The following is a 20,844-nucleotide window of genomic DNA, read 5'->3' on the forward strand; positions in this document are numbered from 1 at the left end:
AGGTGGGCGTCACCTACGCGAACCACCGAGTCGTCACTTCCCCTGGCGGTCGGGACGGACGACTGGCAATGACGTCAGGGGTTGTTGCCGACGCGAACGCGCGGCCACCCGGGCGAACCTGATGGGGCAGCACCGAACGGGCGCTGCCAGGTCCGCCGGACCCAGCCACCCGGGAACGGACCCACCCGCGACCGCAACGGTTCGTGGAGACGAAAGGAACCGCCATGACCGGCTCTCGCGTCATCGAGGTCGAACAGCTGAACGTCACCTACGGCGACTTCGGAGCCGTCCGCGACCTGTCCTTCCACGTCCAGCGGGGCGAGCTCTACGCGTTGCTGGGCACGAACGGAGCCGGCAAGACGTCCGCGCTGGAGGTGATCGAAGGTCACCGCCGGGCCACGTCGGGCACGGTGCGGGTCTTCGGCACGAGCCCGCAGGACCGGCGCGCCGTGCGGCCGCGGATGGGCATCATGCTGCAGGAGAGCGGCTTGTCCCGCGACCTGACGGTGGGGGAGTCCGTCGGCCTGATCGGCGCGTTGAGCGGAAGGCAGGACGACGTCGACCGGGTGCTCGCTGTCTCCGGCCTGACCCGCAAGAAGAGCACGATCGTCGCCCAGCTCTCGGGTGGCGAGAAGCGTCGCCTGGACTTCGCCACTGCCGTGTTCGGCGGGCCCGAGCTGGTCGTCCTGGACGAGCCCACGACGGGCCTGGACATCCAGTCCCGTGATGCGCTCTGGGCCGCTGTCGATCGGCTGCGCGACGAGGGATCCACGATCGTCCTCACCACCCATTACCTGGAGGAGGCGCAACAGCGCGCCGACCGCATCGGGGTCATGCACGAAGGCACGTTGCGGAGCGAGGGCACTGTTGCCGAGCTGACCCAGACCTTGCCGTCGATCATCAGCTTCGCGCTGCCCCCCGGCTCCCCGGAGCCGCCGATCGTGGGTGCGCTCAATGGCGCCTTCCATGTCGAGACCTTCGACCTGCAGGGCGACCTCTACCGGCTCCTGGACTGGGCACACCACGCGCGCGTGGAGCTGCAGGTGCTGGAGGCCGGCCCGACCCGTCTCGACGACGTCTTCCGCGCCCTCGACCATGCCTGAACCCACGAGCCGACGCCACCACGGCGACGCTGCGCCACGAAAGGGAACCACCGCCATGTTCGAGATTGCTCGCAGTGAGCTGATCCAGATGCTCCGGAACCGGCTGGTCCTGGCGACCGGACTGGCCATCCCGATCGCCTTCAGCGCCTACGCCATCCATCAGCACGAGACCTTCTCCGAGGTCGGAAGCCCCGGTTACCTCGCGGCGATCGTGATGTTCGTCGTGATGGCGCTCGGGCTCTACACCACGGCGGTGACGACGCTGGCCTCCCGCCGGCAGGACCTCTTCCTCAAGCGGCTGCGCTCCACTGCGGCGAGCGATCCGGACATCATCGCCGGTCTGCTGCTGCCGCTCACCGTCATCGCACTCGTCCAGGTGGGCACGTTCCTGGCCGTGTTCGGCGTGGTCGCCACCAGTCCGGCTCAGATCCCCCTGCTGGTGGTGGCGATCCTGACGACGACGGCCATGATGGTCGCCCTTGCGCTGGCCACCGCGGGACTCACGAACTCACCCGAGCACGCCCAAGTGACCACCCTGCCGGTGAGCCTGGCGTTGGTCGCCGTGGCCAGCTGGGTCGGGATCACGGGCACCGAGAGCCTCGGCTACCTCAAGCGACTTCTCCCCGGCGGCTCAGCCACCGAGCTCGTCGTCAACGCCTGGGGAGGCGGTGTCCCCCTCGCCGACTCGTTGCCCCTCCTGCTCCCCACGATGGGGTGGGTCGTCGCCGCCGTGGCACTCGCCGTCCGGCTCTTCCGCTGGGAGCCTCGCCGATGAGCGCGAAGCGAGTCCTCGAGGGACGTTACGAGGTGGGTGACCTCCTCGGGCACGGCGGCATGGCCGATGTCTACTCGGGCCGTGACCTCCGCCTGGGCCGCCGGGTTGCGATCAAGGTGCTCCGCAGGGACCTCGCCCAGGACCCACTCTTCCGGGCCAGGTTCCGGCGCGAGGCCCAGACGATGGTCGGTCTCTGCCACTCGGCCATCGTCTGCATCTTCGACACCGGGTACGAGGAGGTCGGCGACGACTCGGCTGGCACGGTTCGTGTCCCGTTCATCGTCATGGAGCATGTCGATGGCTGGTCCTTGCGGGAGCTGGTGAGAAGGGGCGGACTGACCCTCGAGAGGTCGGTCCGGTACCAGCTCGGGGTCCTGTCGGCGCTGGAGTTCAGTCATCGAGCAGGTGTCGTCCATTGCGACATCAAGCCGGCCAACGTGATGGTCTCGTCCGAGGGTGCGGTCAAGCTCGTCGACTTCGGCATCTCGCGCGCTCGCGGCGATCTCGCGACAACGGTCGCCCAGGCATACGAGGTCCTGGGCACCCCTGCGTACATCTCGCCCGAGCAGGCCCGCGGTGAGGCTGCGGACGTCTGCAGCGACCTGTACTCCGCAGGCTGCTTGCTCTACGAGCTCCTGACCGGTCGGCCACCCTTCGCCGGTGATCCGCTCTCGGTCGCCTACCAGCACGTCCACGACGAGCCTGTGCCGGTGCGCACGGGCTTCGCCGGGGTCGACGCGGTGCTGGTGAAGGCGCTCGCCAAGTCCCCGACCGATCGGTTCCAGAGTGCGCGAGCCTTCAGGCAAGCGCTCCAGTCCGCGGCGAAGGGCAGCGTCCATCCCGAAGGCATCGGCGCTCACCCGGGCGCGCTCGAGACCGACCTGCCCGCCGCACCCGTGCCGGGCCGCCACGCCGGCATGGCCATCGCCGACTGCTGATCGCCGGCAGATCTAGGAGAGAGGAACAGATCATGGGATTCATCACCGTCGGAGACGAGAACAGCACGCCGATCGAGCTCTACTACGAGGACCAGGGCGCGGGCCAGGCCGTGGTCCTCATCCACGGCTACCCGCTGAGCGGCCGCAGCTGGGAGCGGCAAGCCCGCGAGCTGCTCGTCGCCGGATACCGGGTCATCACCTACGACCGTCGCGGCTTCGGCCAGTCTTCGAAGGTGGGGTCCGGCTACGACTACGACACGTTCGCCGCCGATCTGAACACCGTGCTCGAGACGCTCGACCTCCGCGACGTCATCCTGGTCGGGTTCTCGATGGGCACCGGCGAGCTCGCTCGCTACGTCTCGCGGTACGGCCACCAACGGGTGGCGAAGCTCGCCTTCCTCGCCTCGCTGGAGCCCTTCCTCGTCGATGACGACGACAACCCCGGGGGCGTGCCCCGGGAGGTCTTCGACGGGATCGTGGCCGCGGCGAAGGGTGATCGCTACACCTGGTTCGCGCAGTTCTTCTCCGACTTCTACAACCTCGAGGAGAACCTCGGCGGCCGCATCAGCCAGGGGGTCGTGGACGCCAGCTGGGCCGTCGCCATCGGCAGCGCTCCGGTTGCTGCGTACGCCGTCGTGCCCTCCTGGATCGAGGACTTCCGTGCCGACGTCGAGGCGGTCCGTGCCAGCGCCAAGCCGACTCTGATCCTGCACGGCACAGCCGACAACATCCTGCCGATCGACGCCACGGCCCGGCGCTTTCGCCTGCTCCTCCCGGACGCCGAGTACATCGAGATCGAAGGCGCGCCGCACGGGCTGCTCTGGACCCACGCCGACGAGGTCAACTCCGCGCTGCAGTCGTTCCTCGGCTGACCGATGAGCGCACGCGAGGAAGAAGCCCCATGAGATCAACCGACACCATCGTCGACGCTCTCCAGGCCCAGGCCCCAGGCGCGAGGATCGCCCGGTCAGGGCCGATCCAGGTGGCCCAGGACCTGGTCACCTACAGCTGGACGCTCACCGTCGGTGACGGGCCTGCGCTGGCCACCGGACGCGACGTGCTCATCGTGCGCGATGACGAGGTCGTCAGTCTCCACGTCGTCGTCGATGCGCCGTGATCACCCTCGGAAGGACCGACACATGACAGACATCCAGGTCGTCCACGACCCCTCCCGCCTGCGGTACCTGGCAAGCATCGGTGACGAACCGGCCGGCTTCGCCGAGTACATCCTCACCGACGAGCTGATCGTCTTCACCCACACCGACGTCGACCCACGGTTCGAGGGCGAGGGTGTCGGGTCGGCCCTCGCCCGGTTCGCGCTGGACGAGACCCGCGCCGCAGGCCAACGCAAGGTCATGCCGCTGTGCCCCTTCATCAAGGGCTGGATCGGACGGCATCGCGAGTACGTGCCGATGGTGTACGGCGCGCCCGAGTCGACGGCCAGGGACTGACATGGATCGAACGCCGCCACAAGAAGGGACGCCCACATGACCAGGACGCTCACGGACAAGTCCGGTGCGACCGTGGAGGTCACGATCGAGATCGGCAGTCAGGTCAGCTCGTACACGGTGAGCCTCGCCGATGGATCAACCGTGGGCCGTGCCGACTTCGTTGATTCTCCCAGGACAGGCCATGACCGGATCTTCTTCCACACCGAGGTGGATGAGGCGTTCGGCGGGCGAGGTCTGGCGGGGCTGCTGGTCCGTGAGGCGCTTGCCGACAGCATCCGCAGGCACGTCACCGTCGTGCCGCTGTGTCCGGTGTTCGCCCGCCACCTGAAGATCCACGGGAGTGAGTTCACCGCTCAGGGCGGGGTGTTCCGCCGGCCGACCCCCGCGGACTTCGCCCTCGTCACACGGGTCGCACGAGGCGGAGCATGAAGGAGGCGGAGCATGAAGGAGGCGGGGCAGTGCAGTCAGTCATTCCCGACTACCTGACCGAGGTACTGGCAGATGTCGAGTCGGATGTCTCCGGCGAGCCGGCGGGCTACATCCCCGAGCTCGCGGCAGCCGATCCCGATCGGCTCGGCGCGGTCTTCGCCACCCTCGACGGCAAGATCTACGGTGCCGGCGACGTCGATACGGAGTTCACGATCCAGTCGATCTCCAAACCGTTCACCTACGCGCTGGCACTGGCAGATCGCGGCTTCGGCCCGGTGCTGGCCAAGGTCGGTGTGGAACCCTCGGGTGAGGCGTTCAACCAGATCTCCCTCGAGCGTGAGAGCGGGCGCCCCCTCAACCCGATGATCAATGCCGGTGCCATCACCGCGCACTCGCTGGTGGGCTCGCAGGAGCTCGATCCGGCAGGACGCGCGGAGCGTGTGGTCGACGGCCTGTCCGCGTTCGCGGGGCGGCGGCTGAGCATCGACGATGCCGTGTGCGCCTCCGAGATGGAGCACGCCCATCGGAATCTGGCCATTGCGCACATGCTCCGCAGCTACCACATCCTCACCGAGGACCCGAGGGGCGTCGTCGACGGCTACATCCGTCAATGCTCCGTCCTGGTCACCGTGCGGGATCTGGCGATGATGGCCGCCACCTTGGCCAACCGTGGAGTGAACCCCGTCTCGGGCGATCGGGTGATCGGCGAACGGGTGGTGCGTCAGGTGCTGAGCGTCATGGCCACCTGCGGGATGTACGACTCGGCCGGTGACTGGGCGACCCAGGTCGGCATCCCGGCCAAGAGCGGGGTGGCCGGCGGGTTGATCGGCGCGCTGCCTGGCCAGATCGGGATCGCCACGCTCTCACCACGGCTGGACGCCCACGGGAACAGCGTTCGCGGGGTGTCGTTGTTCGAACGCTTCTCCTCCGACATGGGTCTGCACGTGATGGAGGTACCGGCATCCGCGCCTGCGGTCGTACGTGCCAACCACGTGGTGGACGGCGGACGGCACGCAGTCCGTGTCATCGCGCTGCAGGGTGGGATCCGCTTCGCTGGAGCCGAGAGGATCGTGCGGGAGATCGTGGACGCCGCACCCGCCGAGATCAAGGTGGCTCTGGACCTCACCATGGTCTCTTCGATCGACGACGTGGCACGACGCATGGTGCTGGAGGTCGCGCGTCGGCTCACGTTGGACGGCCACGAGGTCTTCCTCGTCGATCCTGAAGCGCTCGTTCCAGATCCCGACCCCGGAGAGGGGGGCCGAGTCACCGTTGTCGAGGACCTTCAGCACGCCGTCCGTGGGCTCGTCGACAAGCATGAGCCGGGTCCTGGCTCGACGTCGGACAAGAAGCAGAGAGGGCCAGCGTGAGCAACGTCGAGCAGCACCCCGAGGAAGAGGTGAGCGCCGCAGAGCCGGCCGATCGTCCCGAGATCCTCGAGCCGCGTGAGGTCCCGTTGGGAGGTCAGCGAGCGTTGATGGTCCGGCGCACGCTGCCACAACGCGCGCGCAGCCTCCTCGGCGCATGGTGCTTCGCGGACTCCTTCGGTCCGACACCGGCATCCGCAGCGCGGACCATGGACACACGTCCGCATCCGCACACCGGACTGCAGACCGTCAGCTGGCTGTACGCCGGGAAGCTCGAGCACCGCGATTCCGTGGGCAGCCTGAGCTCCATCGTTCCCGGCCAGGTGAACCTGATGACCGCAGGGCGGGGCATCCAGCACTCGGAGGTCTCGACCGAGGACGCCCGAGGCCTGCACGGTGTGCAGCTGTGGGTCGCTCTGCCCGAGGCGCACCGATGGACCGAACCGTCGTTCGAGCACTACGTGCCGCCACCGGTCACGCACGGTGACGCCACCGTGCGTGTCTTCCTCGGTGACCTCCTCGGACAGTCGGCCCCGCTGACGACGTTCAGTCCTCTCGTAGCGGCACAGATCGATCTTCCTGCCGGCGGTGAGGTGCGCCTCCCCGTGAGCTCCGCCTTCGAGCACGGCCTGCTCGTCGACGCAGGGGAGCCGGCGCTGAACGGGATCGAGGTCGGTGCCGACCAGCTCTGCTACGTCCCTCCGGGATCTGGAGAGCTCGTCATCCGCGCGGGCGACGCCGCCGTGCGTGCGCTGCTCCTCGGCGGGGAGCCGCTGGGCGAGGAGATCGTCATGTGGTGGAACTTCGTCGGCCGGAGCCACGACGAGATCGTGGCCTTCCGTCGGGAGTGGCAGTCCGAGGTCATCGGAGGGGCCAACCCGTCCGGGCGATTCGGCGTCGTCAGGGGGTACGACGGTGACCCCCTGCCTGCCCCGGTCCTCCCGAACGCGACGCTTCACCCACGTCACTGACGAGACAGCCATGGCGGTCACGTTGCTCGACGGGCGCCGGCCGGCGGTGCACAGCCTCAACCTCCACGACGGGGTTCCGTCTCCGTGGTCGGCCGCGCCCGGCCGAGGGTCGCTCGCAACGCGTCGCGGCCGGGACGAGCCGTACGCGCTCGTCGGCGGGCCGTGACCCCGTCCGCCGGCCGCGGCGGGGCGCGTCCCTAGAGTGAGGGCCATGACGGCACCGGGCTCCGCGGACTGGCGGCGCTACGACCCGCCCGACCTGCCGCGCGTGCTCGACGCCGCATTGCAGTGCTTCGCCGAGCAGGGCTACCACGGCACGAGCATCCGCGACCTCGCTGCGACGGCAGGGCTCTCGGTGCCCGGCGTCTACCACCACTACCGGTCCAAGCAGGAGATCCTGCTCGCGCTGATGATGGCGGTGATGGACGAGCTGCTCGCGCGCAGCGAGGCGGCGCTGGCCTCGGCGCCGGACGAGCCGTCCGCGCGGTTCGACGTGCTCGTGGAGTCGCTGCTGCGGTTCCACATGTTCCGTCGGCAGCAGGCGTTCGTGGCGAGCAGCGAGATCCGCAGCCTGGCCCCGGAGAACCGCGAGGCGTACGTCGGCCGCCGCGACACCCAGCAGCGGATGATCGACGACGTGGTGACGGCGGGGGTCGAGGCCGGCGTGTTCGGCACGCCGTACCCGCTCGACGCCGCGCGGGCGGTCTCGACCCTGTGCGTCGGGGTGGCCTCCTGGTATCGCGAGGACGGCCCGCTCGCCCCCGACGAGCTGGTCGCCCGGCACCTGGTGCTGGCTCGCGGGCTCGTCCAGGCCTGAGCCGTCGTTGACGGGGGCGGTCACCCGCTGCCAAACTGACCGAGCGAGCGATCGGTCGGTCGCTCGCCAACGAGGAGGATCGACATGAGTGACCCCGCAGACCTGGTGGACCGGACCCGAGCGTTCGTGCGCGAGCACGTCCTGCCGGTCGACGACGCGCACGACGGCGACATCGAGGCCGCGGGCGGCGACGAGCTGCGCGTGAAGCTGCAGGAGCAGGCGCGCGCCGCGGGCGTCTTCGCCCCGCACGCGCCGGTCGACTGCGGGGGCCTCGGCCTCGGCATGGTCGAGCGCTCGGCACCCTTCGAGGAGGCCGGCTACTCGCTCCTCGGGCCGCTGGCGACCGGCATCGCCGCACCCGACGAGGGCAACGTGCACCTGCTCGCGCACGTCGCGACCGACGCCCAGCGGGCGACGTACCTCCAGCCGCTCGCGCGCGGCGAGGTCCGCTCGGCCTTCGCCATGACCGAGCCGGCGCCCGGCGCCGGCAGCGACCCGGCCGCGCTGCTCACCCGCGCGACCAAGGTCGACGGCGGCTGGGTGGTCAACGGCCGCAAGTGGTTCATCACCGGCGCCGACGGCGCGTCGTTCTTCATCACCATGGCCCGCACCAGCGGCGAGCCCGGCGGGGCCGGCGCCTCCGGCTCGGGCGGCGCCACGATGTTCCTGATGCCCGCCTCGACCGAGGGGCTCGAGGTCGTCCGGCACGTCGGCACCGTGGACCGCTCGATGATCGGCGGCCACTGCGAGGTCACCTACACCGACGCCTTCGTCCCCGACTCCGAGGTCCTCGGCGGGGTGGACGAGGGGTTCCGCTACGCCCAGGTGCGGCTCGGCCCCGCCCGGATGACCCACGTGATGCGCTGGACCGGCGCCGCCCGGCGCGCCCACGAGGTGGCCGTGCGGCACGTGACCGAGCGCGAGGCGTTCGGCTCGCGGCTCGCCGACCTCGGGATGATCCAGCAGATGATCGCCGACAACGAGATCGACCTGGCCGCGACCCGCGCGCTGCTGCGCACCGCGTGCGAGGAGCTCGACGCGGGGGAGCGCGCCTCGGCGTCGACCTCGATCGCGAAGACCTTCGCCGGCGAGGCCCTGCACCGGGTCGTCGACCGCGCCACGCAGATGTGCGGCGGCCTGGGCGTCTCCACCGAGCTGCCCGTCGCCAGGATCGCGCGGGAGATCCGCCCGTTCCGCATCTACGACGGCCCCTCGGAGGTCCACCGCTGGTCGATCGCCAAGCGCGCGGTGCGCCGCGTGGAGAAGGAGCTCGGGTGAGCCAGCCGGCCGCGGACCCCTCCGCGCTGAGCGAGGCCGAGCTCGCCGCCGTCGCCGAGCGGATGGCGGAGGCCGGCGAGCAGCTCGCCAGCCCGCTCACCGCACGGCTCATCGCGGGCGGACGGTCCAACCTGACGTACCGCCTCGACGACGGCGGCTCCGACGGCGGGGAGGGTGCTCGCGCCTGGGTGCTGCGGATGCCGCCGCGCGTCGGCCGCACCCCCTCCGCCCACGACGTGGCCCGGGAGTTCCGGGTCACCAGCGCGCTCGCCGGCGCCGGGGTGCCGGTCGCCCGGCCGGTGGTGCTCTGCGAGGACGAGTCGGTCATCGGGCTGCCGTTCGCGGTCGCGGCGTTCGTCGAGGGCCGCTCGGTCCAGTCGCGCGCGGACCTCGACCGGCTCGACGACCCGACCCTCGAGGCGACCACCGCGCGGCTGGTCGAGACCCTCGCCGGGCTGCACGCCGTCGACCACGTCGCGGCCGGCCTCGAGCGGTTCGGCCGCCCCGACGGGTACGCCGCGCGGCAGCTGCGTCGCTGGTCGGGCCAGTGGGAGATCGTCGGCGACCCCGCGCTCACCCCGCTGGCGACCGACCTGGCCGGGCGGCTCGGCGCGGTCGCCTTCGACCAGCGCTCGACCGGCGTGGTGCACGGCGACTACCGCATCGACAACACCCTGCTGTCCTTCGGCGAGGCCGGCCCGCGCGTCGAGGCCGTCGTCGACTGGGAGCTCTCCACCATCGGCGACCCGGTGGCCGACGTGGCGATGATGTGCGTCTACCGCCACGACGGGCTCGACCTGGTGCTCGGCTCGCCGAGCGCGTGGACCAGCGACCGGCTGGCGTCCCCGGACGAGCTCGCGGCGGCGTACGAGGCCGCCGGCGGCGTACCGCTCGTCGACTGGGACGCCCACCTCGCGCTCGGCTACTACAAACTCGCCGTCATCGCCGCGGGGATCGACCACCGCTACCGCGCCGGCGCGACCCACGGGGAGGGCTTCGACAGCGCGGCCCGCGCGGTCGAGCCGCTGCTCGTCGCGGGTCGGGAGCGCCTCTGAGGCTTGACGCGCCTGCGACACGGGTAGCGGGTACTCGATCCTGACGAAGGCCGAGGAGGACCGATGCCCCCCGAGACCATCGCCGGACGGTACGACGTCGTGCGCGAGGTCGGCCGCGGCGGCATGGGCGCCGTCTGGCTGTGCACCGACCGCACCCTCGGCCGCGAGGTCGCCGTCAAGCAGGTCGGCGGGCTCCCCGGGGAGTCCACGCCGCACCTCGCGCGGGCGCTGCGCGAGGCCCGCTCGTCCGCGGCGCTCAACCACCCCCACGTGGTCTCGATCTTCGACGCGATCGAGGACGGCGGCCACGTCTGGCTGGTGATGGAGTACCTCCCCTCCCGCACGCTCTCCCAGGTGCTGCGCGACGGCCCGCTCGACGTGCGCCGCGCCGCGCACCTCGGTGCGCAGGTCGCCGAGGGCCTGGCCGCGGCCCACGCGCGCGGCGTCGTCCACCGCGACGTGAAGCCCGGCAACATCCTGGTCACCGACGCCGACGTCGCGAAGATCTCCGACTTCGGCATCGCCCGCACCCTCGGCGAGGAGCAGCTCACCCAGACCGGGATGGTCGCCGGCACCCCGCTCTACTTCTCCCCGGCGCTCGCGCGCGGCGGCCAGCCCACCCCGGCCGACGACGTGTGGGCGCTCGGCGCGACGTTGTACGCCGCGGTCGAGGGCGAGCCGCCCTGGCCGCCGCAGGAGAACTCCATCGCGATGCTCATGCACATCGTCGGCCACGAGCCGCCGATCCCGCGCCGCGCCGGCGCCCTCACCGGGATCATCCGCCGGATGATGAACGTCGACGCCGACGCGCGTCCGACCATGGCCGAGGCTGCCGCCGTGCTCCGCGCCGCGGCCCGGGGCGGCGACGACGAGGCGGTCACCGCGCTGCTCTCGCCGGCCACGACCCAGGCCTCGACGCCGGCCTCGACGCCGGCCTCGACCCCCCGGCGCGACGAGCGGCCGGCCCCAGCGCCGGCGCCCGTGGGGGGCGAGGACGCAGGCGGCGACGGGGGCGGTCCCCGGCGACGTACGCCGGTCGCGCTCCTCGTCGCCGCCGCGGTGCTCGTCCTCGCGCTCGGCGCCGCCCTGCTCGTGGGGCTGCTCGGCGACGACGACGCCGACGACCCGGCCACCGCGGGGGACGACCCGGGCCAGCGCTCCTCCCGGAGTGGGCCGCCCCGGGGCTCGGAGTCGGCCAGCCCCACCCCGACCCCCGAGGAGACGCCCACCGAGGAGGAGACGACCGAGGCGCCCGAGGCCTCGCCGAGCGGGGCCGCCTCGCCGGTCGGCGACGGCACCGAGGAGGAGCTCGTCGAGGACTACTACGCCCTGCTGCCCACCGACTACGAGGCCGCGTGGCGGGTGCTCTCGCCGGAGATGCAGGAGGCGCTGGGCTACGACTCCTACTCCGGGTTCTGGTCGTCGGTCGACTCGGTCAGCATCGACGGCATCGACCCGCTGGGGGAGGGGACCGTGCTGGTCGACCTCACCTACAACGGCTCCGACAGCGAGACGCGGGAGATCACGGTCAGCGACGGCCGGATCGTGGCGGACGCGGTGTCGTCCTGAGGCCGTCCTGAAGCGGGCACCGTCCCGGCGCCGTACGCTCGGGTCCGTGCGCGCGAACCGGCGAACGATCGGTGGCGGACGGACCACGGCCGTCCTGGCCGGCACGTCCGTCGGCGGGCACGCGCTCGCGGCGTACCTGTGGTGGCGTCTGCGGCGTGCCCGGGCCGCCGCCGGCGACCTCGACGCGACCCGGCGGGGCGCGGCCGAGACGGGCGAGCGCTACCGGTCCCTGTTCCGCTACCACCCCAGCGCGGTCTTCTCCCTCGACCTCGAGGGCCGCTTCGTCGAGGCCAACCCGGCCGCGGCGGCAGTCAGCGGGTACCCCGTCGAGCAGCTGATCGGGATGGAGTTCGCCCGGCTCGTCGCTCCCTCCCAGGCGCCCCTCCTGGACGCCGCGTTCCACGAGATCGTGCAGCGACGCTCCCAGCAGCTCGAGACCGTCGTGGCCCGCCCCGACGGGTCCGAGGTGGAGGTCAGCGTCACCGGCGTGCCGATCGTGGTGGACGGCGAGGTCGTCGGGGTCTACGGCATCGCCGAGGACATCACCGCCCGCAACCGGCTGCAGCGCGAGCTGACCCGGACCCGGCGCAGCGCGGAGCAGGCCAGCGAGGCCAAGTCGGTGTTCCTCGCGAACGTCAGCCACGAGATCCGTACGCCGCTCACCGCCGTCATGGCCACGACCGAGCTGCTCCTCGACAGCGGCCTGGACCCCGAGCAGACGCGCTTCGCCGCGGCCGTGCAGCGCTCCAGCCAGCGGCTGCTGCGGCTGGTCGACGACATCCTCGACCTCTCCTCCATCGAGGCCGGTCGGGCCACCGTGCACCACGTCGACCTGGACCTGCGCGCCGTCGTCAGCGACGCGGTCGCGCTGCTGCGACCGGTCGCGGAGGACAGGGGGCTCACCCTCTCCCTGGACCTGGACCCCGACCTGCCCCGCCACCTCACCGGCGACGCGCAGCGGCTGGCGCAGGTGGTGACCAACCTGCTCGACAACGCCGTGAAGTTCACCCCCGAGGGCAGCATCCGCGTCGGTGTCGAGGTCGCGGAGACGCTGCCGACCACGACCAAGGTGATCGTGCGGGTGGAGGACACCGGCATCGGGGTCACCGAGGAGCAGCAGGCCCGGCTCTTCCAGTCCTTCAGCCAGGGCGATCCCTCGATCACCCGGCGCTACGGCGGCACCGGCCTGGGGCTCGCGATCTGCAAGCAGCTGGTGGCCCTGATGGGCGGGTCGATCTGGATGAGCAGCACCCCCGGCGGGGGCAGCACGTTCGCCTTCGCCGTGCCGCTCGGCCGCCCCGACCCCGAGGAGCTCCTGGCCGGTTGAGGTCGCCGGGTCGCCCGCTCAGGCCGCCCGCTCAGGCCGCCCGCTCAGGCCTGGGCGGCGGCGAGCACCCGGGCGGCCTCCCGCCCGGCGTCGGTGTTGGCGACGCCGGCGCGCGAGCCGGCGAGCTTGGCCCGGATGTGCTCGCCGACGGTGATCGGGGCGTACGCCGTACCTCCCTCGTCGAGGCAGGTGGGCAGGGTCTCGATCACGGCGTCGATGTTGCCGTCGTGGAAGAACGCCGCGCTGCGCCGGCGGTCCACCCGGCCGTCGACGATCGGCGGCTTGACCCGGTGCAGCGTGGACATCCAGCGCTCGTTGGTCCACCGCGCCATCAGGTCGCCGAGGTTGATGAGCAGCGCGCCGTCGGCGGGCATGACGTCGTGCCACCCGCCGTCGCGGCCGAGCACCTGCAGGCCCGCGACCTGGTCGGCCCAGAGGACGGTGACGATCCCGTAGTCGGTGTGCTCGCCCATGCCGGTCAGGTCGCCGTCGAGCTCGAGCTCGCCGGGCTCGAGGGCGTAGTTGTTCATCCGCAGCACGTCGAGGCTGTGGTCGGTGAACCGCTCGAAGAACCCCTCCGGCAGGCCGAGCGCGTCCCCGAAGAGCGTGGTCAGGGTGCGCGCCACCCGGCCCGCCTCCTCGAAGTACGCTGACACCGCGGCGCGGAAGTGCGCCGCCTCCGCCGGCCAGACGTTCTCGGGGTAGTCCGCCTCCGGCAGGTCCAGCCCCGGGTGGTCGGAGACCGCCGCGCCGATGTTGAACGCCTCGAAGAAGTCGTGCATCCGGTTCGACGGCGCCAGGCCGAGGCTCAGGCTCAGCGACTCGGTCTTCGGCGGGGCGTAGCCGCGGTTGACCTCCGGCGGCGTGCGGTACTGCTTCTTGACCTCCAGCGGGAGCAGGAAGAACTCGTCGAGCGCCGCGGCGAAGGCGTCGGTCACCGAGGTCGGGACGCCGTGGCCCACGACCTGCACGAAGCCGACGGTGCGGGCCGCCTCGTCGAACGCCGCGGCCGCGGCGGCGCGTTCCTCGGCGGTGCCGCGCCCGACGTACGCGGAGATGTCGACGGTGGGGACGCGGAACGGGGTGGTCATGCTGCCTCCTCGGGGGCGGGTGCGTCGGGGGTGGCCGCGACCCGCTCCTCGACGGTGGCGAGGAGCGCGGCCTGGTCGGTCCCGTCGAGCCAGCAGGCCTCGACGGCGTTGCGGGTGAAGGCCGCGAGCTGGTCGCGGCGGTAGCCCAGGGCGTGGGCGAGCACGCGGTAGTCGTGGGTCGGGTCGGTGCCGAACATCGGCGGGTCGTCGGAGTCGATGGTGACCAGGAGGCCCGCGTCGACCATCTCCGCGATCCGGCGGTGGGTCCCGTCGCCGCTGCCGGAGTAGCGGCCGATGTCGCTGCTCACCGGGGTGCAGGTGAACGGCACCCGCTCCTCGACGCAGCGGCGGGTGATCGCCGGGTCGTCGACGACGTGGTAGCCGTGGTCGACCCGGTCGCAGCCGAGCCGGTCGAGCAGCACCTCGACGTGGTGGGGCGGGCCGGACTCGGAGTGCGCCGTACGCCGCAGCCCGTGGCGGGCGGCCAGCTCGTAGGCCTCGACGAACCGGCCCGGCGGACCGTCGACCTCGGCGTAGTCCAAGCCGATGCCGAGCACCTCCTCCACCCGGTGCTCGACCACCTGCTCGACGAGCTCGACGGCCGCGGCGCCGCTGCGCTCGCGGCAGAGGCCCACGAGGAACCTCGCCCGCACGCCGGTGTCGGTCTCGGCGTCCCGGGCGCCGGCGAGGACGCCGTCGAGGATCGTCCGGTACGCCACCCCGGGATGGCCCGGCGGGCTGAGGTGCACCTCGCGGTAGAGCACGCCGTGGTCGGCACCGCCGGCCGTCAGCGACTCGTAGGTCACCCGGTGGAAGTCGTCGGCGTCGCGGATCAGCGAGCCCACCACGTCGAGCACCCGCAGGAACTCCCCGAGGTCCGCGTAGCTGTGGTGGTCGTAGAGCTCCTCGGCCGACCGCTCCAGCGGTACGTCGTGCTTGCGCGCCAGGTCGGCCACCGTCGCCGGCGCCACGCTGCCGATGAGGTGGCAGTGCAGGCTGATCTTCGGCAGCGCCGCGACCATCGCATCGATCGCCGGGTCCGCCGGCACGGGCGTCGAGTGGACGCTGGTCGCCAGGCTCACGGCGCGAACCTAGGCCGCCGGTGTTTCGCGGGTGTGTCACCTTCGCTGCGGCTGCGCGTCGGGGTGGGGTGGGCCGTGGGCCGGCCGGCCGTGACTGGGGCGGTCGGTTCATCAAGGTATGCAGGTCAACCGTCACTTCCCAGGGTGAGCTCGCACGGGGGAGTGGTGCTTCGGCTTCATACCTTGATGAAACAACCGCCGACCACCCTGCGGGGCGACCTCCGGGCCCAGGTTTCGGGGCCGCCGGGACGGCTCCTGAAACTGACGGAAGTCGCGTCTCAATTTGCGGTCTGACCTGGGGAAACAGTGCTTTGACTGTCGGTGGCGGGTGCTTGAGTAGACCCATGGCCAAGGACTCCCGACACCACGCACACACCGTGTGCCGGGCTGTCGCGAAGTCCCGGAAGAAGATCCGCGCAGCCGCCACAGCGGACCTGTGGTCGATGTCGGACGAGGACGTCGAGGCCACCCTTGTCGAGGCCTCGCGGCTGCGTGCTCAGGCCGAGGCGCTCGAGCTGCGGCTGGTCGCCGAGGCCGACCGGCGCCACGCCGGCGAACGAGCCGGCGCGACCGACACCGCCTCCTGGTGGGCCCACCACACCCGCCAGGAGCGCCGAGTCGCCAAGGGGCGGGCGAGGCTGGCCGAGTCCCTCGACCGGCATGCGCCCACCTCGGCCGCGCTGGTCGAGGGCGCGATCTCGGTCGACCACGCCCGCGTCATCACCTCGTGTGTCGACCGGCTGCCGGACGACCTGGAGGACCCGACCGTCCCGGCTCGCGCCGAGCAGCACCTCCTCGCGGAGGCTCAGCACCTCGATCCGAAGACGCTGGCGGTGCTGGCCAAGCACGTCCTCACCGTGGTCGCGCCCGAGATCGGGGAGGCCCGCGACGCAGCCGCCCTCGAACGCGAGGAACGTGAAGCCCGCGCGAACGCGTGGCTGACGATGTGCCCCGACGGCAGAGGCAGCGTCCGTGGGAAGTTCTCCATCCCCGAGCTGCACGCCGCGATGCTCCACAAGACCCTCCTCGCGTACGCCGCACCCAAGCACCAGGCCGCCAGCCGCTCCGAAGACCCCGAGGCGGAGCAGGTCGAGCGGCGGCCCTCGCCGGAGCGGATGGGCGATGCGTTCTGCGAGCTCCTCGAACGCCTCCCCGCCGACCAGCTCCCGAAGCTCGGCGGCCTCAACGCGACCGTCGTGGTCACGATGGACCTTGAGTCACTCGTCGGTGGGCTCGCGCCCGGTGTGCTGGACGACGGCGGCGTCATCTCCGCCGCGACTGCCCGTCGGCTGGCCTGCGAAGCGGGGCTGATCCCCGCGGTGCTGGGCTCGAAGTCAGAGCTGCTGGACCTCGGCCGGAAGACGCGGCTGTTCTCCGGGGCTCAGCGGCGGGGGCTGAACCTGACCCAGCCGACCTGCACCGCCGAGGGTTGCGACTGGCCGGCCCACCTGTGCCACGCCCACCACGACCAGCCCTGGTCACAGGGCGGCACGACCGACCTGGCCAACGCCCGCAATCTCTGCCCCCGGCACCACGCCCGCATCCACGACCCCGCCTTCGAGACCACCCACCTACCGAACGGGCGGGTTGCCTTCCATCGGCGGACATAGACCGAGCCAGATCCACCGAGGTTGCAGGCTTCGACCACCGCAACCACAGCGGTCGACCCCCGCCAACCGCGCGCCGACAAGCAGCCGCGCCCAGGTGCCTCGACCCCAGCGGCGCGCAACCACGTCTTTCTCAAAGTCCTTCTACAACGCACCACCCGGCAGCCGGACGACCACCCCGAGGCCCTGCGCACCTCACCGGGCCTCGACACGCTCGCCAGGGCTCGCTGCTCGACCAGCGGGCGGCTGCCGGGGCTCGCTGCTCGACCAGCGGGCGGCTGCCAGGGCTCGCTGTTCGACCAGCGGGCGGCTGCCGGGGCTCGCTGCTCGACCAGCGGGTGACCGCTGCCTCGACGAGAGGGTCAGGCGGAGGTGGCGGTGCGGCCGAAGCGGCTGAGGACTGCGGTCTCGACGAGTTGGGCGAGGAGGTAGAGGAGCAGGGCGGTGAGGGTGACGACGACGACGAGGGCCCAGACGCGGGCGTTCTGGGAGCGGTTGGCGGCGGAGACGACGGCGTACCCGATGCCCTTGCCGGTGGCGAGCCACTCCGCGAGGAGTGCGCCGGTGAGGGAGCCGGGCACGGCGATGCGGACCGAGGCGAAGAGTGCCGGGAGCGCGGAGGGGAAGCCGACCCGGAGCAGCACGGTCGTGGGGGACCCGCCGTAGACGAGGACGAGGTCGCGCATCTGCGGGGTGACCGACCGGAGGCCGACGACGATGTTCACCAGCGCGGGGAAGAGCACGACGATCGCGCTCATGATCGCGACGATGGCGTAGCCGCGACCGACCATGAGGATGAGGATCGGCGCGAGCGCGATGAGCGGGACGGTCTGCAGCACGAGCGCGACCGGCATGACCGCGCCCTCGAGCATCCGGTAGCGGACGACGACGACCGCGAGCAGGATCGCGGTGAGCATCCCGGCGGCGAAGCCGATCCCGGCGTCGGTGAGGGTCTGCCCGAGGAGCGTCCAGATCTCCGAGCGCAGCTCCGCGGAGTCGTCCTCGCCGAACAGGCTCGTCCAGACCTCGGCCGGGGTCTTCCCGACGTACGGGGAGACGTCCCAGACCCGCAGCGCGGCGATCCACAGCAGGACGACCACCACGAGGACGAAGGCCATGGTCGCGACCTGCCGCATCACGGACCGGAGGAACGAGCCGGTCCGTCCGGTCGCGGCGCCGAGGTCGCCGGGCAGGAGCGCGCTCACGACGCGACCCCCTGCGACCACGGGGTGACCAGCCGGCCGATCAGCCCGATGAGCGCGTAGCAGCCGCCGGCCACGAGGGCGCAGCCGATGCCGACGGCCCAGGCCTGCTCGACGTCGACGTTCTGCTGGGCGATCTTGAGGATCAGGGCGACGCCGCGCTGCACGCCGCCGACGTACTCGCCGAGGATCGCGCCGAGGAACGCCGCCGGCGCGCCGATCCGCAGCGCGGCCAGCACCGAGGGGAGCGCGGCGACGAGCTGCACGGTGACGAGCCGGCGCAGCCGCCCGCCGCCGTACACCGCGACCACGTCGAGGCTGGTGCGGTCGGCCGACCGCAGCCCGAGCACGGTGCCGACGACGGTGGTGAAGAAGACCGACATCGCCGCGAGCGCGGTCGCGGTCCCGGACCGCTGCCCCTCGTCGGGGTTGCCGATGACGATGAAGAGCACCGGCGCGATCGCGACGAGCGGCACGCAGTAGCTGATCACCGCGACCTGCATGAGCACCGGCTCCGCGACCGGCAGCAGCAGCACGAGCGAGGCGACGACGAGACCGGCGAGGGTGCCGTACGCGAACCCGACCCCCGCCTCCCGCAGCGTCATCCCGAAGTGCAGGGAGTAGAAGGACCAGCCGGTCTCGACGGCGGTGGCGACGACGCCGTCCGGCGTGGGGATGCGTACGCCGGACAGCACGGTGAGCGCGGCGACCCACCACAGCGCCACGAGGGCGCCGATCCCGAGGGCGCCGGTGCCGAGGGAGCGCAGTGATCCGGGGAGCCCCATCACTCCTCCCCGAACAGCAGCTCGGACGCGTGGTCGTGCAGGGCGTGGAACTCCGGGGTGCGCATCAGGTCCGGGGTGCGGGGGCGGGGCAGGTCGACGTCGATGACCTCCTTGACCCGGCCCGGCCGCGCGCTCATCACCGCGACCTTGTCGGAGAGGAAGATCGCCTCGGAGATGCCGTGCGTGACCATCAGGGTGGTCGCCGGCTTCTCGGTCCAGATGCGCAGCAGCTCGACGTTCAGCCGCTGCCGGGTCATGTCGTCCAGGGCGCCGAAGGGCTCGTCGAGCAGCAGCACCGACGGCTTGACCACCAGCGAGCGGGCGATCGAGACCCGCTGCCGCATGCCACCGGAGAGCTGCGCCGGCTTGGCCTTCTCGAAGCCCTCGAGCCCGACGAGCCGGATCAGCTCGGCGACCAGCGCCTCGTCGGGCTCCTGCCCCGACACCTGGAAGGGCAGCCGGATGTTGGAGACGACCGAGCGCCACGGCAGGAGCGCGGAGTCCTGGAAGGCGATGCCGAGCTCGTGGTCGCGGCGCAGCTCCAGCGGGGTGCGCCCCTCGACCAGGGCCGAGCCGGAGGTGGGCTGCTCGAGGCCGGCGAGGATCCGCAGGATCGTGGACTTCCCGCAGCCGGAGGGGCCGAGGAGGGACAAGAAGCTGCCCTTGTCGGTCCACAGGGTGGCGTCCTCCAGGGCGGTCACCGAGCGGCGGCCGACCCGGAAGGTCTTGGTGAGGTGGTCGATGCGGACACCGGTGCCGGTGGAGACCGTGGCTCCACCGGCACCGGTGGGCGTCGACGTCACGCTGACGTCGGACATGTGGTGCCTCTCAGGTGACGGGGCCGCTTTCAGGAGGGGAGCTCGGTGAGCTCGGGCTTCTCCTCGAGCAGCTCGGTGAGCAGCGAGAGGTCGAAGAGGTCCTCGGCCTCGATCTCGATGCCGGCGGCGGCGAGGGTGGCGAGGTTCTGCTCGATCAGCTCGTCGGTGATCGTGAACAACCCGTTGGCCTCGACGTCGGGGGTCACGATGAGGCCGGTCTGCACCTCGGCCTGCTCGAGCTCCTTGGCCATGTCGAGCTTGAGGTCCTTGCCGTACTCCTCGACCGCCAGCCGGGCGCTCTCGTCGGGGTCGGCCAGGGCGTCCTGCCAGCCGCGGATCTCGGCCTCGAGGAAGGCCTTCACCTTCTCCGGCTCCTCCTCGATCATCCGCTCGGTGGTGATGACCGACTCCGCGACGAACGGCAGGCCGTTGTCGGCGAAGGGCAGGTTGGTGACCTCCATGCCCTGGGCCTGCACGGTGATCGACTCGTTGGTGATGTAGGCCAGGAAGCCGTCGACCTCGCCGTCGATGAGCGGGGCGGGGTCGTACTCGACCGGGACCTTCTCGACGTCGGAGGGGTCGATCCCGTTGACCTCGAGCAGGGCGTCGAAGAGGGTCTCGTTGCCGCCGGCCTGGACGCCGATCTTCTTGCCGACCAGGTCCTCCGGCGTCGCGATGTCGCCGCCGTCGGCGAGCGAGAGGATCGTGAAGGGGTTCTTCTGGAACTTGGTGCCGACGATCTTCAGCGGCGCGTCCTCCTCGGCGATCACCTGGGCGGTGGAGACGGCGTTGCTGAGCCCGAAGTCGGCGTCCTCGGTGGCGACGAGGGTCTCGATCGCGCCCGGGCCGGGGTCCATCGTCACCGAGGTGAAGCCGGCGTCCTCGTAGTGGCCGGCGGTGTCGGCGAAGAACTCCCCGGCGAACTCGGCGTTCTTGATCCAGGACAGCTGGAGGGTGATGGCGCCGAAGTCGCTCCCGCCCTCGCCCCCGCCGGCGGCGGGCTCGGCGTCGGCGTCCTCGCCGCAGGCGGTGAGGGAGAGGAGGGCGGCGGCCAGGAGGGCTCCGGCACGGGTGGTACGCGAGCGAGAGGTCATGGAGGTGCTCCGTTATCTGCTGGTGCGAGGGTGCTGGTGGTTGCCGTCCCGGCACGGCAATCGGGTCGACCAGGAACGTAGGGAC

The 20,844-nt window shown here is 71.7% G+C and carries 21 protein-coding genes; 15 read left to right on the forward strand and 6 right to left on the reverse strand.

All coding sequences use genetic code 11. The features are described from left to right. The first annotated feature begins 224 nt into the window (after positions 1 to 224). The 14 genes from HPC71_RS04950 to HPC71_RS05015 all read left to right on the forward strand — a co-directional run bounded on the left by HPC71_RS04950 (position 225) and on the right by HPC71_RS05015 (position 13,080). Positions 225 to 1,103, forward strand: coding sequence for an ABC transporter ATP-binding protein (locus HPC71_RS04950; protein WP_154613934.1), 879 nt, complete (start codon positions 225 to 227; stop codon positions 1,101 to 1,103). Further along, positions 1,096 to 1,878 carry an ABC transporter permease gene (locus tag HPC71_RS04955; RefSeq protein WP_253943905.1) on the forward strand — a complete coding sequence of 261 codons (783 nt, stop codon included), beginning with the start codon at positions 1,096 to 1,098 and terminating at the stop codon, positions 1,876 to 1,878. Before HPC71_RS04950 ends, HPC71_RS04955 begins: the two co-directional genes overlap by 8 nt. Beyond that, positions 1,875 to 2,816, forward strand: a complete 942-nt coding sequence (locus tag HPC71_RS04960; RefSeq protein WP_154613935.1) for a protein kinase domain-containing protein — start codon at positions 1,875 to 1,877, stop codon at positions 2,814 to 2,816. The genes HPC71_RS04955 and HPC71_RS04960 overlap by 4 nt, the downstream gene beginning before the upstream one ends. Before the next feature lie 32 nt (positions 2,817 to 2,848). After that, positions 2,849 to 3,688 (forward strand): alpha/beta fold hydrolase, encoded by an 840-nt coding sequence (locus HPC71_RS04965; protein ID WP_154613936.1) that lies wholly within the window; start codon positions 2,849 to 2,851, stop codon positions 3,686 to 3,688. A gap of 29 nt (positions 3,689 to 3,717) precedes the next feature. Then, on the forward strand, positions 3,718 to 3,933 hold the full coding sequence (locus tag HPC71_RS04970) for a hypothetical protein (protein WP_154613937.1): 216 nt from the start codon (positions 3,718 to 3,720) through the stop codon (positions 3,931 to 3,933). Then, a complete protein-coding gene (locus HPC71_RS04975) occupies positions 3,923 to 4,267 on the forward strand; it encodes a GNAT family N-acetyltransferase (RefSeq protein WP_326832939.1) in 345 nt (114 codons plus the stop codon). Before HPC71_RS04970 ends, HPC71_RS04975 begins: the two co-directional genes overlap by 11 nt. Positions 4,268 to 4,303: 36 nt before the next feature. Next, positions 4,304 to 4,696, forward strand: a complete 393-nt coding sequence (locus HPC71_RS04980) for a GNAT family N-acetyltransferase (protein ID WP_154613939.1) — start codon at positions 4,304 to 4,306, stop codon at positions 4,694 to 4,696. Beyond that, entirely contained in the window at positions 4,693 to 6,066 is a 1,374-nt protein-coding gene (locus HPC71_RS04985) for a glutaminase (RefSeq protein ID WP_154613940.1), read from the forward strand. The genes HPC71_RS04980 and HPC71_RS04985 overlap by 4 nt, the downstream gene beginning before the upstream one ends. Next, positions 6,063 to 7,034 (forward strand): pirin family protein, encoded by a 972-nt coding sequence (locus HPC71_RS04990; protein ID WP_171896215.1) that lies wholly within the window; start codon positions 6,063 to 6,065, stop codon positions 7,032 to 7,034. Before HPC71_RS04985 ends, HPC71_RS04990 begins: the two co-directional genes overlap by 4 nt. Positions 7,035 to 7,245: 211 nt before the next feature. Further along, positions 7,246 to 7,851 (forward strand): TetR/AcrR family transcriptional regulator, encoded by a 606-nt coding sequence (locus tag HPC71_RS04995; protein ID WP_154613941.1) that lies wholly within the window; start codon positions 7,246 to 7,248, stop codon positions 7,849 to 7,851. Positions 7,852 to 7,935: 84 nt separating this feature from the next. Next, positions 7,936 to 9,129 carry an acyl-CoA dehydrogenase family protein gene (locus HPC71_RS05000; RefSeq protein ID WP_154613942.1) on the forward strand — a complete coding sequence of 398 codons (1,194 nt, stop codon included), beginning with the start codon at positions 7,936 to 7,938 and terminating at the stop codon, positions 9,127 to 9,129. After that, entirely contained in the window at positions 9,126 to 10,184 is a 1,059-nt protein-coding gene (locus HPC71_RS05005; RefSeq protein ID WP_253943906.1) for a phosphotransferase family protein, read from the forward strand. The genes HPC71_RS05000 and HPC71_RS05005 overlap by 4 nt, the downstream gene beginning before the upstream one ends. A 63-nt stretch (positions 10,185 to 10,247) precedes the next feature. Further along, positions 10,248 to 11,753 carry a serine/threonine-protein kinase gene (locus HPC71_RS05010; RefSeq protein ID WP_154613943.1) on the forward strand — a complete coding sequence of 502 codons (1,506 nt, stop codon included), beginning with the start codon at positions 10,248 to 10,250 and terminating at the stop codon, positions 11,751 to 11,753. Between the two features lie 46 nt (positions 11,754 to 11,799). Then, positions 11,800 to 13,080 carry a PAS domain-containing sensor histidine kinase gene (locus tag HPC71_RS05015; protein ID WP_171896217.1) on the forward strand — a complete coding sequence of 427 codons (1,281 nt, stop codon included), beginning with the start codon at positions 11,800 to 11,802 and terminating at the stop codon, positions 13,078 to 13,080. Positions 13,081 to 13,124: 44 nt separating this feature from the next. Here the strand turns inward: HPC71_RS05015 and HPC71_RS05020 are convergent, their stop codons facing one another. After that, positions 13,125 to 14,171, reverse strand: a complete 1,047-nt coding sequence (locus HPC71_RS05020; protein ID WP_154613945.1) for an isopenicillin N synthase family dioxygenase — start codon at positions 14,169 to 14,171, stop codon at positions 13,125 to 13,127. Further along, positions 14,168 to 15,253, reverse strand: coding sequence for an adenosine deaminase (add, locus tag HPC71_RS05025; RefSeq protein WP_216656552.1), 1,086 nt, complete (start codon positions 15,251 to 15,253; stop codon positions 14,168 to 14,170). The genes HPC71_RS05020 and add overlap by 4 nt, the downstream gene beginning before the upstream one ends. Positions 15,254 to 15,597: 344 nt before the next feature. Between add and HPC71_RS05030 the strand changes: the two genes are divergently transcribed. Beyond that, positions 15,598 to 16,863 (forward strand): HNH endonuclease signature motif containing protein, encoded by a 1,266-nt coding sequence (locus HPC71_RS05030; protein WP_154613946.1) that lies wholly within the window; start codon positions 15,598 to 15,600, stop codon positions 16,861 to 16,863. A 359-nt stretch (positions 16,864 to 17,222) separates the two neighbouring features. Here the strand turns inward: HPC71_RS05030 and HPC71_RS05035 are convergent, their stop codons facing one another. The 4 genes from HPC71_RS05035 to HPC71_RS05050 are packed head-to-tail and all read right to left on the reverse strand — an operon-like array spanning position 17,223 to position 20,759. Continuing rightward, positions 17,223 to 18,065, reverse strand: coding sequence for an ABC transporter permease (locus tag HPC71_RS05035; protein ID WP_216656553.1), 843 nt, complete (start codon positions 18,063 to 18,065; stop codon positions 17,223 to 17,225). Next, positions 18,062 to 18,847 carry an ABC transporter permease gene (locus tag HPC71_RS05040; RefSeq protein WP_154613947.1) on the reverse strand — a complete coding sequence of 262 codons (786 nt, stop codon included), beginning with the start codon at positions 18,845 to 18,847 and terminating at the stop codon, positions 18,062 to 18,064. The genes HPC71_RS05035 and HPC71_RS05040 overlap by 4 nt, the downstream gene beginning before the upstream one ends. Next, complete coding sequence (locus tag HPC71_RS05045) at positions 18,847 to 19,665, reverse strand: ABC transporter ATP-binding protein (RefSeq protein WP_154613948.1); 819 nt, start codon at positions 19,663 to 19,665, stop codon at positions 18,847 to 18,849. Before HPC71_RS05045 ends, HPC71_RS05040 begins: the two co-directional genes overlap by 1 nt. A 29-nt stretch (positions 19,666 to 19,694) precedes the next feature. Continuing rightward, complete coding sequence (locus HPC71_RS05050) at positions 19,695 to 20,759, reverse strand: ABC transporter substrate-binding protein (RefSeq protein WP_154613949.1); 1,065 nt, start codon at positions 20,757 to 20,759, stop codon at positions 19,695 to 19,697. Positions 20,760 to 20,844: the final 85 nt, after the last annotated feature.

It is taken from the genome of Nocardioides marmotae (assembly GCF_013177455.1).
Taxonomy (GTDB): Bacteria; Actinomycetota; Actinomycetes; order Propionibacteriales; family Nocardioidaceae; genus Nocardioides; species Nocardioides marmotae.

What these genes read in the sequence shown, in the direction of transcription:
- HPC71_RS05030 (WP_154613946.1), top strand. Translation starts at nt 15,598, where the DNA reads ATGGCCAAGGACTCCCGACACCACGCACACACCGTGTGCCGGGCTGTC.
- HPC71_RS04975 (WP_326832939.1), top strand. Translation starts at nt 3,923, where the DNA reads ATGCGCCGTGATCACCCTCGGAAGGACCGACACATGACAGACATCCAG.
- HPC71_RS04950 (WP_154613934.1), top strand. Translation starts at nt 225, where the DNA reads ATGACCGGCTCTCGCGTCATCGAGGTCGAACAGCTGAACGTCACCTAC.
- HPC71_RS05045 (WP_154613948.1), bottom strand. Translation starts at nt 19,665, where the DNA reads ATGTCCGACGTCAGCGTGACGTCGACGCCCACCGGTGCCGGTGGAGCC.
- HPC71_RS04980 (WP_154613939.1), top strand. Translation starts at nt 4,304, where the DNA reads ATGACCAGGACGCTCACGGACAAGTCCGGTGCGACCGTGGAGGTCACG.
- HPC71_RS05000 (WP_154613942.1), top strand. Translation starts at nt 7,936, where the DNA reads ATGAGTGACCCCGCAGACCTGGTGGACCGGACCCGAGCGTTCGTGCGC.
- HPC71_RS04995 (WP_154613941.1), top strand. Translation starts at nt 7,246, where the DNA reads ATGACGGCACCGGGCTCCGCGGACTGGCGGCGCTACGACCCGCCCGAC.
- HPC71_RS04965 (WP_154613936.1), top strand. Translation starts at nt 2,849, where the DNA reads ATGGGATTCATCACCGTCGGAGACGAGAACAGCACGCCGATCGAGCTC.
- HPC71_RS04985 (WP_154613940.1), top strand. Translation starts at nt 4,693, where the DNA reads ATGAAGGAGGCGGAGCATGAAGGAGGCGGGGCAGTGCAGTCAGTCATT.
- HPC71_RS04955 (WP_253943905.1), top strand. Translation starts at nt 1,096, where the DNA reads ATGCCTGAACCCACGAGCCGACGCCACCACGGCGACGCTGCGCCACGA.
- HPC71_RS04960 (WP_154613935.1), top strand. Translation starts at nt 1,875, where the DNA reads ATGAGCGCGAAGCGAGTCCTCGAGGGACGTTACGAGGTGGGTGACCTC.
- HPC71_RS04970 (WP_154613937.1), top strand. Translation starts at nt 3,718, where the DNA reads ATGAGATCAACCGACACCATCGTCGACGCTCTCCAGGCCCAGGCCCCA.
- HPC71_RS05040 (WP_154613947.1), bottom strand. Translation starts at nt 18,847, where the DNA reads ATGGGGCTCCCCGGATCACTGCGCTCCCTCGGCACCGGCGCCCTCGGG.
- HPC71_RS05020 (WP_154613945.1), bottom strand. Translation starts at nt 14,171, where the DNA reads ATGACCACCCCGTTCCGCGTCCCCACCGTCGACATCTCCGCGTACGTC.
- HPC71_RS05050 (WP_154613949.1), bottom strand. Translation starts at nt 20,759, where the DNA reads ATGACCTCTCGCTCGCGTACCACCCGTGCCGGAGCCCTCCTGGCCGCC.
- HPC71_RS05010 (WP_154613943.1), top strand. Translation starts at nt 10,248, where the DNA reads ATGCCCCCCGAGACCATCGCCGGACGGTACGACGTCGTGCGCGAGGTC.